Origin of the sequence: Methanobacterium bryantii, assembly GCF_002287175.1 — an archaeon.
In the GTDB taxonomy this organism is placed as follows: domain Archaea; phylum Methanobacteriota; class Methanobacteria; order Methanobacteriales; family Methanobacteriaceae; genus Methanobacterium_D; species Methanobacterium_D bryantii.
On record NZ_LMVM01000023.1, the window covers coordinates 70915 to 84754 of the forward strand.

The 13840-nt window shown below is 28.5% G+C and carries 11 protein-coding genes; 7 read left to right on the forward strand and 4 right to left on the reverse strand.

Annotation, left to right across the window (positions count from 1 at the left end; genetic code table 11):
• Positions 1 to 154: 154 nt before the first annotated feature.
• A complete protein-coding gene (locus tag ASJ80_RS08925; RefSeq protein WP_069585321.1) occupies positions 155 to 1708 on the reverse strand; it encodes a radical SAM protein in 1554 nt (517 codons plus the stop codon).
• Between the two features lie 177 nt (positions 1709 to 1885).
• Between ASJ80_RS08925 and ASJ80_RS08930 the strand changes: the two genes are divergently transcribed.
• On the forward strand, positions 1886 to 2338 hold the full coding sequence (locus tag ASJ80_RS08930) for a phosphopantetheine adenylyltransferase (RefSeq protein ID WP_069585323.1): 453 nt from the start codon (positions 1886 to 1888) through the stop codon (positions 2336 to 2338).
• Positions 2339 to 2379: 41 nt separating this feature from the next.
• On the forward strand, positions 2380 to 2907 hold the full coding sequence (gene yjjX, locus ASJ80_RS08935) for an inosine/xanthosine triphosphatase (protein ID WP_069585325.1): 528 nt from the start codon (positions 2380 to 2382) through the stop codon (positions 2905 to 2907).
• Here yjjX and ASJ80_RS08940 read toward each other — a convergent pair.
• The gene (locus tag ASJ80_RS08940; protein WP_069585327.1) at positions 2895 to 4016 is read right to left on the reverse strand and encodes a hypothetical protein; all 1122 of its coding nucleotides are present in this window, start codon (positions 4014 to 4016) and stop codon (positions 2895 to 2897) included. The two genes, yjjX and ASJ80_RS08940, sit on opposite strands and share 13 nt — an antisense overlap.
• 435 nt (positions 4017 to 4451) lie before the next feature.
• Here ASJ80_RS08940 and ASJ80_RS08945 point away from each other — a divergent pair, with 435 nt between their 5' ends.
• The 5 genes from ASJ80_RS08945 to ASJ80_RS08965 all read left to right on the forward strand — a co-directional run bounded on the left by ASJ80_RS08945 (position 4452) and on the right by ASJ80_RS08965 (position 11676).
• Positions 4452 to 6140: a glycosyltransferase family 39 protein gene (locus ASJ80_RS08945; protein WP_069585330.1), complete on the forward strand. Its 1689-nt coding sequence runs from the start codon at positions 4452 to 4454 to the stop codon at positions 6138 to 6140.
• A 109-nt stretch (positions 6141 to 6249) separates the two neighbouring features.
• Positions 6250 to 7956: a glycosyltransferase family 39 protein gene (locus ASJ80_RS08950; protein ID WP_095652069.1), complete on the forward strand. Its 1707-nt coding sequence runs from the start codon at positions 6250 to 6252 to the stop codon at positions 7954 to 7956.
• 66 nt (positions 7957 to 8022) lie between these two features.
• Positions 8023 to 9201, forward strand: coding sequence for a glycosyltransferase family 4 protein (locus ASJ80_RS08955; protein ID WP_083241054.1), 1179 nt, complete (start codon positions 8023 to 8025; stop codon positions 9199 to 9201).
• A 41-nt stretch (positions 9202 to 9242) separates the two neighbouring features.
• On the forward strand, positions 9243 to 10403 hold the full coding sequence (locus ASJ80_RS08960) for a polysialyltransferase family glycosyltransferase (RefSeq protein ID WP_069585331.1): 1161 nt from the start codon (positions 9243 to 9245) through the stop codon (positions 10401 to 10403).
• 184 nt (positions 10404 to 10587) lie between these two features.
• Complete coding sequence (locus ASJ80_RS08965) at positions 10588 to 11676, forward strand: glycosyltransferase family protein (RefSeq protein WP_069585334.1); 1089 nt, start codon at positions 10588 to 10590, stop codon at positions 11674 to 11676.
• Positions 11677 to 11706: 30 nt separating this feature from the next.
• On the opposite strand, the gene ASJ80_RS08970 is transcribed toward ASJ80_RS08965, so the two are convergent.
• A complete protein-coding gene (locus ASJ80_RS08970) occupies positions 11707 to 12741 on the reverse strand; it encodes a glycosyltransferase family 2 protein (protein ID WP_069585336.1) in 1035 nt (344 codons plus the stop codon).
• A gap of 55 nt (positions 12742 to 12796) precedes the next feature.
• Entirely contained in the window at positions 12797 to 13816 is a 1020-nt protein-coding gene (locus ASJ80_RS08975) for a glycosyltransferase family 2 protein (protein ID WP_069585338.1), read from the reverse strand.
• Positions 13817 to 13840 lie beyond the last annotated feature (24 nt).

The window sequence follows — 13840 nt, forward strand, 5'->3', positions numbered from 1 at the left end:
TTATCATCAGTATTTGTTGATGTATAAATTTTTTTATAAATTATGATATAATTAACCACTTATTTAATTTAAAGTCAATTCATGATAACTTAAAATATAAAAAACAGAATTACACGTTTAATTTTTTATTTAAATCATATTATTAAAATAAACATTATTTAGAACACGCCCCACACCCATAACATCCAAATACCTCGCACCACGGAGTTATATTTTTATTTAATGCTTTTTGATATTCTTTCTTTAAAAATTCTGAGCTAACACCAGCATTTATATTTTTCCAGGGTAATTCATCTTCAAGACCAAGTTTAAAATCAATATTTACCCATTCTTTAAACTTCAATTTTCGCTTATAGGTCTTTTCAATCATATCCCCCATTTTCTCATCGCCTACAGACAATATATGTTGTATGACAGCACCTTCCAAATTTTCAATCTTTAAATGGACATTTTTAAGGTTTTTATTTAAATATTCAAATTTAACACTCAGATCATTGAAATCAAAGCTTTCCCATTGAAATGGAGTATGCGGCTTGGGAATAAATGGATTTACACTTATTCTAACTGCATTTTTCTTTTTGCTCATTTTACGTATGTCTTTTATAAATTCAACCATTTCTGCCACATCTTCCATGGTTTCAGTGGGCAAACCAGTTAAAAAATAGAGTTTAACATTCATATTCCTTTTAAAAGCTCTTTTTACAACATTATAAATCGCCTGATCAAGTATTGGTTTATTTAAAACTTTCCGAAGACCCCATGTAGACTCTGGAGCTATTGTTATAGTTTTAAGCCCGCTTCTCTGTAAAATATCCATTAAATTATCAGTGAGTGATTCTATCCTCATAGATGGACTTGTAATTTTAAATCCCATCTCAAGCAGGCCCTCACAAAGTTCTTCTAATTTAGAATATCCCGAAACATCTGCACCTATAAGTGCTATTTTATTAAATCCCGTAGCTTTTTTACCTTTCTCGGCTATTTTAAAAAGCTTTTTAAGAGATGTTTCTCGCCTAGGCCGATAAAGGCATCCTGCCATACAGAATCTGCAGCCCCTTGTACATCCCCGTGACACTCCCAGAAGAAACGCATCCCCAAATGCAGGTACAAATTTTTTATCATCAGTTTGAGGAACAATTTGTCTTACTGGATGACACGCATTGTCCATATTCTCCACAATTGCCATTTTTACAGGGTTATCCGGTACATAAACACCTTTTATATCTAAAAAAGCATCAATTTCTTTTCTTGGATCATCAAGTTCCATGTAAAGATCTAATACTTCATCTAAAATGACCTCTGCTTCCCCAATAATAAAAAGGTCTATGAATTTACTCATTGGAAGAGGATTTGAACTTGCACACGGACCTCCCGCAATTATAAAAGGATCATCTTTATTTCTATTTTCTTTACAGGCTTCAATTCCCGCATTATCCAGCATTTTAAGTACATTGAAATAATCCTGCTCATATTGAAGTGAAAAACTAATAATATCAAAATCAGCGAGTTTTGTATTTGATTCTAAACTTTCAACATAGGGATAAACTACCCGTTCACAGTAAACATCTTCTCTAGAATTTAGGAAGTCATATATAATATGAAAACCAAGTGAGGACATCGCAGCCTTATATAAATTAGGGTAGCAGGATGCAAATCTTAAGTCCACTTTTCTTGGATTCTTTATTACCACGTTATGTTCCATCAGCATAATTTATAATTTAACTTAAAGCATAATAACAATATCTAACAATCTCAAAAAAATAAAATTTTTTTGATTTAGAAAATTCAAAACATAAAATTTGGAATTTTTCAACTGAATTTTAGATATTTATCTGGATAAAATAGTTATTTAAGCCAGATATTTAAAAACAAAAGGGTAGAATGAATGAAATATAAAAGAGTAGCCGTAGGGGGCACATTTGATCATTTTCATAAGGGCCATGAGAAATTACTCAATAAAGCATTTGAGATTGGCCAGTATATATTAGTTGGAGTTACATCTAACAAATTTGGAGGCAGGAAAGGTAATATTGAACCATGTTCCCAAAGAATGTCTGAATTAGAGCACTTTTTACAGAAATTCGGTTCAAGATACACTGTAAAAAGGTTGGAAAACCACTACGGCCCAACTGTTCATGACGATCAGATGGATGCAATAGTCGTTAGTAACGAAACAGAACCTGTAGCACATAAAATCAATGAAATACGAGAGCAAAAAGGAATTAAACCACTCAAGATCTTTGTTATTGGTTGGGTACTTGCAGAAGACGGAAAACCAATTTCTTCAACCAGAATAAGAAATGGAGAAATAAACAGAAACGGCAAAGTTCTTAAATAGCATATCTCAAATTTTATACTCTAATTTTAAAGGTGAATAATATGAAAGTTGCAGTCGGATCCAGAAACCCTGTAAAAGTCAACGCTACCAAGAATGTCCTTGATAAAATCTATGGAGAAGTTGAAGTTGTATCAATTGATGCTGATTCAGGAGTGCCAGATCAACCATTTGGTATAGATCAAACCATTCAAGGAGCTATTAACCGGGCAAAAAATGCATATTCTGATGAATTTGATATTAGTGTTGGAATAGAATCCGGATTGATGGAAACACCTAATTCTTTAACTGGTTACATCGATTTACAGTGGTGTGCTGTTTTTGATGGGGATAAAATAACACTCGGCGTAAGTTCTGGATTTGAATATCCCCCAACTGTCATTGAAGAAGTTTTAAATGGCAAGGAAGTTGGAGATGTTATGGATGAAGTAACCGGCGTGACTAATCTTGGACAGAAAACCGGTGCAGTTAGTTATCTTTCAAAGGGGATGCTTGACAGGACTGAAAACACGGAACAGTGTGTTTTAACTGCTATGATCCCAAGGATGAATGAGGGAATTTATTTTAGATGATTATTTTTTAAAATTCCATTAATAGACAAATAATGGATTATTAGCAAGCTAAAAATCAAAATTTCTAAAGGAAACATTATTAACTCCAGCAACTGTCCATTTGGAGGAATAATTAAGAGATAAGTCCAAATCATAAAAAATGACAATCCCATAAATACCATAATTATTCTAACATTTTTGATTTTAAATAAGTACAAACCTATGGGGATTATTATTGGAAATGCAATAAATAGAACCCTGAAAACATCGGTTGCAATTAAAGCCTGCATAAATATAAATGGCAAGATATACAACGATTTTTTTAAAAATATGTTTTTAACAAAAGGAATATTATACAAACTGATTATCCATAAAGTTCCAAAAGCAATATATGGATTAATAAAGAAGGCATCTGCTTGAGTAATATACAGCAACGTCTCTTTTATGGTAATTAACGAGAAATAACTTGTAAAACCAAAATAATATCTAATACCTAAAAATAACATTACAGGAATTACTGCTATTTTAACAGTACATTTAAGTGATTCCAATAAATTATTATCTTCTAATTTAAGTAAAAAATAAAGAGGAAGTGTAAATAATATAGTTTCTTTATTTAAAATACCTAAAATAAGAGCAACCAAATATATTTTATCATTTTTACATAGTAAGGCATAAAATGCAAGTAAAAAAAATAAAAATGACATAAAATCAACTAGAACTATATCATACATAGAAAAAATTACTGTAGAAGATAAAAGAAATATCAAAACGCCCGTAAAACTGTGAATCTGATTAAAATTAAGTTTTTTAAGATAATAATAAAATAACAACGCAGTTAAAAAGAGACTTGTCAAATTTACCAGTGAAAAGCCCACCATATGGTTAAATGGGAATATATAAACCAAAAAAGGAGTTAACATTCTATACATATACGGGGCAATTGTTACATTAAAAGGTGCATAAGACATATTAAAATAAAAAAAAGCATCATAACTCATTATTTTAGCAAATCCATTTACAAATATTATTCCCATATATAAAATACATGATATTGTCGCTATTATAAGCGTGCTTACAAATACCAGTTCCTTAATTGAAAAATATTTAAAATTTTTAGTTTTCAACAATTAAAATCACATTTCTCATTATATTATCTAATCAATAATATCTTTTTCCAGTACAAATGTCTCACATATTTTTTTTATTATTAGTAATTTAATAACAGCATTTAATGAATTTATGATTTAAATATAGAAACTACATTTTACTTTAAAATTAAATCAGAAGATTTTTATAAATTACAAAACATTTTTTAAATGTCAACTTAAACATTGCTGGCAAAACATGCCGCAAATATTGAATTTTTAGGATATTTTTTAACTTATTAAGCTGTTATATGATCAGTTGACATGGTTTATTTTCAAGTCTAAAAAAGTTCAAATTTAAAAACTTATTTTAAAACTTAATATTTAAAACTTAATATCTTCTAATATAGTAATCTATCTCCATTAAACAGAAGATACAACAACAATATTACAGCTAAAAACATGTAAGGGTTTACCATGGATAAATTATCTAAATCACAAAATATATTTAAAAAACACAGCAGTTATATTTTGCCGGTTGTTTTAATCTTGATTGTAAGTTTAATTACGTATTACCGCGTGATGATTCAAATTGATCTTGGCCCTATCTCAGACAGCTGCGACTTTCTTTCAGATGCACTGTTATTTGCCGGTCAAAATATAGGTTATTCTGATTTAATAAGGCCCCCATTTTTCCCATTCTTACTTTCAATTATCTTCAAAATGGGGTACGTATCCACAAATGCTATTTTCATTTTAGATGGATTAATGTACATTTTTGGAGTTATTGGACTTTTTTTACTGTTTAAACTCCACTTCAACAGTGTTCAAAGTTTTTTAGGCTCGCTGCTATTTGCCACATTTTCCATCGTCTTAACAGTTATGAGTGTGGGTTTTTCAGATCTTGCAAGTGTCTCCATTACAATCTGGACATTTTATTTCCTGATTTTAGGGGTTGAAAAAAATTCAAAGTTTTTTTATCTGGCATTTCCATTTGCCATGCTGGCTTTCCTAACCCGATACAATTCTGCACTTACTATTTTCCCAATGTTTCTTTATATTTTCATAAATATCCATAAAATTAACATTAGAAATATGCTTGTAGGAATGTCTGTTTCAGTTTTAGTTATAGTTCCTGTCTTTATATTCTTCTTTGAAAAATTCGGTAATTTCTTATATCCATTTATGAATTTCTTTGGAACTGCTTCAGGCCCATCCTTACCAGAAAGTGCTGCTTACAATTCCAATTTATTCTTTTTTATTGATAAATTTCCTTTATTTATTGGACATGAAGGTATTTTATCTGTAATTATCATTTTAACAGGAGTTTTTATTTATGGAGTTTTAAGATTTAAAAGAAGCTCAAAAGACAAAATAAATTCATTTAGTGGATTTAAACTTGAAAAACGAGGCACAAAATTAAAATTAATATTATTTATAAGTTTAATCTCCATTTTTATCCTTAGTTTTGGTCAGATCTTCTGGATGTGGAGCGAAATTCTTTTCTTTGCAGTGGGTTACATGCTGTACGATCTGCTTAAAAATTTCAATATAAAAGATGCAGACATACACCTGCTGTTTTTTGCCTGGTTTATGGCATTTTTCATATTCCAGAGCATATACATAATTAAAGATAATAGATATTTTGTTATAATGGCCCCTCCAGTGGCATACTTCTTAATTTTAGGATTGCAAGAAGTTTCAAATGGGTTAAAATTTAAAATTAAAAATAAAAATGTGACATTTCCTTTAATTGCAGTTATATTAACTGCAGCCATTCTTTTATCCACTGCCTCCTATTTACCTACTATAAAACAGGCAAACGAGAAAAACAAAATAACCAACGAAAATATAGAATCAGCCAGCCAGTGGCTTATAAATTATGATCCCGACTACAAAAATAAGACGATCTACTCCGATATGTGGCCCAATTTCAGCTGGTATTTACAAACTAATGTGAAAATGGTCCCTGTATTTATGAACGGCCAGAGTTATTCAGGGGGCGTGAAAGAGTTTAATTTAACTCTGAAGGACAATATTGCATATAACAATGAACTTGATAGTAATAAAGCAGATTATTACTTATGCCTACGAAAAGGGCTGAATTTAACTCATTATACATCAGTTGCACAATTTGGAAATGTAATTATCTACAAAAGAAAATAATTTTAAAAATAATGCTCCTACCTCAAATTCAATTAAAAAAATCTATGTTCATATACAATATAAATTAAAAATAAAACATTGAAATCAAGTTATATCCTCCGGTGATCATTTGAATAACCATTACAAACACTTTAAAGACAAATTAATGAAATCAACAAATATATTTAAAAAATATAGAACTTCGTTAATTTCATTGGCTGCATTAATTGCAATTGTAAGTCTTATAACGTTTTACAGAGTAAAAATTCAAATGGACGTTGGTCCTATATGGGATACCTATGATTTCCTGTCAAATGCACTTTTATTTGCAGGCAAAGGTACTGGTTATTCCGATTTGACTAGACCTCCAGTTATCTCAATTTTGACATCCCTTCTTTTTAGGTTAAAATATACATCTTCGGCCGCCATATTTGTTGTAGATGGTTTATTATTTGTTTTTGGAGTTATTGGCTTTTTTTTACTTTTAAAACTGCGTTTAAGTAATATTGAAAGTATTTTAGGTAGTTTACTCTATGCAACTTTTCCAATAGTGATTACATTTGCAGGATCGGGACTTTCAGATGTTCCCAGCGTTTCATTTTCAATCTGGACAATATACTTCACTATTTTAGCTGTTAAAAAAAGTTCAAAATTTTTTTATCTTTCATTTCCATTTTTGATGTTAGCTTTCTTAACCAGATATCCATCTGCACTTTTAATATTTCCCATAATGTTTTATATAATAATTAATCAAAAATTAATCCAAAAAATTAGGAATATTACAATTGGAATCAGCATATCACTCTTACTATTAATTCCAATCCTCATTTTCTTCTATGATATATTTGGTAATCCATTTTACTCATTTCTTAATTTCTTTGGTTCAAGTTCATCAACTGCCTCAGCAGGGACATATGCATACAATCCCGATATTTTATATTTCTTGAATCATCTGCCGTCATTTATTGGAGCCCCTGGCATTACAATCATAGCTATAATTTTAAGTTTTACATCATATATGCTTTTAAAATTAAAAAAAGACAGATTTAAAATTAAATTAATCAATATAAAAAATGTTAAAAAAGTAACTGCAGTGAAAATGATCTTATTTACTATTTTAACATTAATTTTTCTTGGAACACTTGGTAAAATGTTTTACATGGCAAGTGAAATTATATTTTTTATATTGTTCTGCATTTTTTATACGCTAATCAAAGATATCAACAGGAAAGACATTGATATACATTTGCTCATTTTTGCATGGTTCATGGCATTTTTCATATTTCATAGCGTATACGTGGTTAAAGACAGTAGATACTTTGTTACAATGGCTCCTCAAGCAGCATACTTCCTAATCGTTGGGTTAAATATAACTTTAAATACGATAAAATCAAAAATTAAAAACATAAATTTAACCCATCTATTTTCTGTAATTCTAATTTTCATGCTTCTGTTTTGTACTATATCATATTTACCAACTATAGAAGAAGGAAACAGCAATCTTACAATTAGAAATGAAAATATATACCTGGCAAGTAACTGGCTTATAAACTACGACCCGGATTATAAAGATAAAATAATATATTCCCAACTGTGGCCTTATTCAGGATGGTATCTTAAAACCAGCGTAAAAATGATGCCCATTATCATGAACGGCCAAATGTATTACACATGCATTGACAGCAGCAATTTCAGCCCACAGGATAGTATTACATCTAATAATTTCTTAGTAAACAATGACGCTTATTACTGCTTCTCTATCCAGCAAGGATTAAATTTAACATCATACAAACCCATTAAACGATTTGGAAATGTAATTATCTACAAAAGAGTTTAAAAATAGAAATTATACGAGCTTAATTTAAATTTTAACTGTAAAACATACTAAAAGAGATTAGTTCACATGAAAATTGGAGTTATAACATCAGCATACCCTGAATTTGAAGACGATCCCCATGGAATCTTTGTACACAGGCTGATGAGGGAAATAAGCAAACATGGGCATGAGGTATATATTTTAGCCCCTTATACTGGCGGAAAAACTGAATATACACTTGAAAGTGTACACGTGGAAAGGTTCCACTACTTCTATCCAAAAAGGTTTCAAAATTTGTGTGGCAGATCTGGAATGGTAGATAATGTTAAAGAGGGGTTTCTTGTGAAGTTTCAGGTTTTAACGTTCCTTTTATTTAATATAATTCATTCACTTAGAAATCTTAACAATATGGATATTGTTCATGTACAGTGGCCCATTCCAAACGGTTTAGGGGCACTATTTTTGAAAAAAATATACGGAATTCCATATATAAACACTGTGCACGGGGAGGAAGTATATCTTTCCAAACGTTATCACGCTCTGTTTGCACTTAAATGGTTTGTTAATAATTCAACCAAAACAGTGGCCAATAGTTCAGCTACCCTCAATTCATGTCTTAAAAATGGCCTGGAAAAAGAGAAACTTAATATAATACCCTTTGGTGTTGATATCAATTTTTATAAACCTTTAAAAATCCCAAAAGATGAAAATATGTTTCAAATACTTGCAGTTGGATATTTAATTGAGAGAAAAGGTTTTGAATATCTTATAAGAGCTGTAAAAGAAGTTTTAAATAAGCACAAGGATGTTCGACTGACCATAGTTGGTTCAGGTCCCCTTGAAGAAAAACTTAAAAGTCTTATAACTGAATTAAAATTAGAAAATAATGCTAAAATAATGAAAAACGTTTCTGATGAGGAATTACTTCAGTTATACAATTCTTCTGACCTTTTTGTGCTCCCTTCCATTGTGGATTCGCAGGGAAATACCGAAGGTCTCGGAGTGGTTTTACTGGAAGCTATGGCTTGTAAATTACCAGTTATTGGGTCAAATACAGGAGGAATTCCAGATATTATTCAACATAGTGAAACTGGATTGCTGGTACCTGAAAAGGATGTTTCCCAGCTTTCTGAGGCTATTTTAAATTTAATTGAAAATAAAGATTTAAGGGATAAACTTGCAGTTAATGGTTATAATCAAGTTAGAGAAAATTTTAATTGGAAAGAAATTTCTAAAAGTTATCTGAAGGTTTATAACAGCATTTAAACTTTCCCAAATATTATATACACCTTCGATAATTTATTTATATGGAATTTAGTTTTGAGTATATTATTAATTATATAGCTAATGAAAATATAGATTTTATAGCCATAGTTACTTCAAATTGGCATGCTGTAGGAGTAGATGCTTTTCTATATGATCTTTATAAAGAAAATAATAGAAAACTTAAAGGAGTAATTATTGTTAATTATCATTTTAAAAATGGATATTGTATCAATGAAAATGATTTTGTTTGTACTAAATTTTCCCAAGTTAAGTTTTTTTATTTAAAAAATCTAAAATTTAACTTAAAAGGAAGTTTACAAGGTTTTAGTAATTTATTATTATCTAAAAATAAAAGTAAAAAAGTTATACACATAATTTATGTAATAGAACCTTCATTTTCCAGCTTTATGTATTTTAAAGATAAATTTGTTTCTAAAAAATATATTCCCAAGTACATTTTAATAGATGAAGGATTTGGAACATATGCATCAAAAAAATCGTGGAAATCAGTTTTAACTCAAGAATGCAATTTTAGATATAGCTTTCAACCTATAATCAGAATATACTTTATAAAAACTTTTTTATCCATTTTAAGAAGGTTTTTTTTCAATATATTTCCATTAGAAAAAAGATTTATATTCAAAAAAAGATCTAATAAGTTAATTCCAAACCAAAAAACTATAGAATCCTATAAATCTGTTTTAAATATTAGAAATGAAAAATTGAATATTAAATATAATGAAAATGAAAATTTTATAATTTTAGCCACATCAGTACTTTCAGAATATAATATAATCCCCTTAGATATTGAAATAATGATAATAAATAAAATAACAAGTATTTTAAGAAGTAAAGGAATATTAACTATAATAAAACCACATCCCCGGGAGTTAAATGGAAAATATTCGTCGATAAATATGCATAAAGTCAAAATATTAGATAATAATTTCCCATTAGAATATTTGTTATCTAGATTAAACCCCATTTGCATTATTGGATATGCTAGCACAGCTTTAGTTAATGCAAAAGTATTTTATGGAATTGATTCTATAGATATATCGAATATTGTATATCAACAATCCAGAAATAAATCCTTAGAAATAGGAGCTGCAGATTTTAAGAAATTGACCAAAGATCTTGTTTTTTCAGTATCTGATCTTTCAGAAATCGAGGAATATTTGGAACATAATTTTAATCTTTAACTAAAATTTTTGTAATGCGAATTTTCTCCATTTTTTCTTTTTATCAAAAAACTACATCTATAAACAAACAATTAAGCTCAAAATACTCATAGAAAAATGGATGTCACAAAAAATCAGATTATATTATTTTATAAATCAAAAATGAAATACTCAACACATCGATAATTTAATTAGGAATTTTGAAATGAAAAAAATATTATATATAATGCATTTAGATTGGAGGTGGATCAGACAAAGACCTCACTTCATTGCTGAAGGACTATCTGATTCTTATGATTTAACTGTTATTCATTTTTGTAGCAAACAATATTTATTTAGGAAATCTGATTTTTCAACTACTAATAAAAAGAATTTTAAATTATTACCTGCATTTAGGCTTCCATTGTACCAAAATAAAATTATTTATAGCTTAAATAAAATATATATGAAAATATACTTTAAATTATTAATAGAAAAATATGATCCAGACTTTATTTGGATTACCTTCCCTCAATTATACGATTATATCCCATCTAATATCCATTGCAAAATTATTTATGATTGTATGGATGAAGCAATAGGTTTTGATTTTCAAGAAAATTTTAAATCTAAAGTATTAGAATTAGAGAAAAAACTAGTGAATGATGCATTTATAGTATTTACCTCATCTAATTATCTCTTTAAAAATTTAGATAAAAATTACAACTGTAAAAATAAACTAGTACTGGTTAGAAATGCTTTTGAAGGAAAAATAATTGATAATCAGGTTAATCTCTATAAAATAAAAGAAACATTCAAAATAGGTTATATAGGGACAATTTCAAAATGGATTGACTTCGAAAAGATAAAAATAACGTTAGATACAATCAAAAATATAGAATATCATTTCATTGGACCCTGCGAGCTGGAAAATATTGAATTGAAGCAACATAATAATATTAAATTCTATGGATCTGTTCCATATAATGAACTCTACGATTATGTAAAAGACTTTGATTGTCTTATTGTACCATTTAAAGTGGATAATAAAATAAAATCCGCAGATCCTGGGAAAATATATGGATATATTAACTACAATAAACCCATAATTTCAGTTTACTATAAAGAATTAGAATATTTCTCCCCATTTGTATGTTTTTATTCCAACACGACAGAACTTATTGATTTATTAAAAAAAATGATAAAAAACGGGTCTCCCAAGAAGTATTCTAATTCAGAACGTATTAAATTTTTAACAGTTAACTCGTGGGACGTAAGATTATACAAAATCATTAACTATTTAAATAAATTGTAAATCAATTTAACTAAATTTTGCAGTGTAATGTTATTGGTTATTGGGATCTATTTTAATACCATCTTTAACCCCTGATGAAAATCGATTAATATCCTTAATTTTTCTTTTAAATAAAAAATCAATATTTACGTGCCAAAATTTGAACATAAAAAAATAAAGTACGAATATTACATATTGAATAGTTGATGCATGCTTTTTCATGAACCAAAACCGATTTCTCGCCATATAATACGAAAGAAGCCCATTAACTTTGTTTGTAGATTTTGATCCCTTATGCCAGATTTTCGATGAGGGATAATAAATACATTGATATCCTATTTTTTTGGATGATAAACAATAATCTGATTCTTCCCAATAACAATGATAATTTGCATTAAACAATCCCAATTTATCAATAACTTCTTTTTTAACTAAAAAACAGCAACCTGAAATAAAATCTACTTCTCTTATTTCATCATATTGGCCTTTATCTATCTCATAATCACCAACTAGATAAGATTTACCCATCCAAAGATTAATTTTTGCCCCTGCAACTTGAATTTTATTTAAAAAATCATAATAATAAATTTTTGGTCCAATAATTCCTATATTTTTATCGCTCTTTGAGTATTGTACTAATTTATTTAAAAAATCTTTGTCAACAACAGTATCATTGTTTAAAAGGAGAATATAATCTGTATTTAAAGTTTTTAGCGCATATCGAATACCAATATTATTCCCTTCAGCAAATCCATCATTTTCATCATTTTTTATTAGTGTAATCCCATTATATGTTAAATTATTTCGATTTTCAATAACTTTTAATGATTCAGATTCATTTTTTGTATATTCAACAAGTTTTATAGGTTTATTACTGAAATCATAATCAAAAAAATTGGATTGTGGTTTTAATTTTCCTTCAGCATATTCTTTAATTTTGCATATAGATTCATCATTAGAATTATTGTCTACAATTATCACAGAATAATTTAGATAATTGATCTGAAAAATAGATTCTAAACATTCAACAGTGTCTTCCCAACCATTCCAGTTTAAAATAATTATTGAAACTCTTGGATAATTCATTATTTCACTCATTAAAATTTTTGTTGTTATTAGTTATATCCAAATAAAATACAATTTAATTACCTAAACCCTTGATTAAACCATCATAATAAGCCTGGAAAAGTTTCCAATTTCTATAATAAATACTCAAAACTACAGGAAACACAACAGCACCAATCACCTGATAAATAATAAAAAACGCATAGTCACTCTTTTTTGCCCATTTCTTCATAAACAACCATCTATTTCGAGTTATATAATATAAACCAATTGGTTTGCTTAACCCGCCTCCAGATTTAGACACTTTATGCCATATTTTTGCTCCAGGAGCATAAACACTTTTATAACCATTTTTAGATGCCCTCAATGCTAGATCAGTCTCTTCAAAATATAAAAAGAATTTTTTATCCATTAAACCAATCTTATCCATAACTTCTCGTTTGATGAGAAATGCAGACCCGCTTACATAATTAAATTCTTCTGTTTTATCGTACTGGCCATTATCAACTTCATTTGTGCCAATATGCAAACCTCTAGCTAATTTCCAGTCTATTTTCCCACCAATACACCATATTGTATTTGGTTGGTCATAATAATAAATTTTAGGGCCTATAATACCATTATTTTTATTAATTTCTCCAAAATTCACCATTTTTCCCAAAAAATCTTTATCAACGACAGTATCATTATTTAAAAGCAAAACATAGTCTGCATTTAAAGTTTTTAATGCGTATCTCATCCCAATGTTGTTTCCTTCTGCAAAGCCGTAATTTTTATCGTTTTTTATTAGGATCAAATGGTCGTTATTTTGGGTTAAACCTTTTTCACTGGCTTTAGATTCCGATTCTTCTTTGCTGTACTCTATTATTCCAATAGGTTTATTTTCTTTATTATACTCAAAAAATTTTGATTTAATATTTACTTTACCGTTGCAATAATCTTTAATTTTTAAAATAGACTCATTTGAAGAGTTATTGTCCACAAGTATTACATAGTAATTGGAATATCTAATTTGATATAGTGATTCCAGGCATTCTATAGTATCTTCCCAGCCGTTCCAGTCCAAAATGACAATTGCAACCTTTGGTTCATTCATAAAATCACATAAAACCTTAAAGAT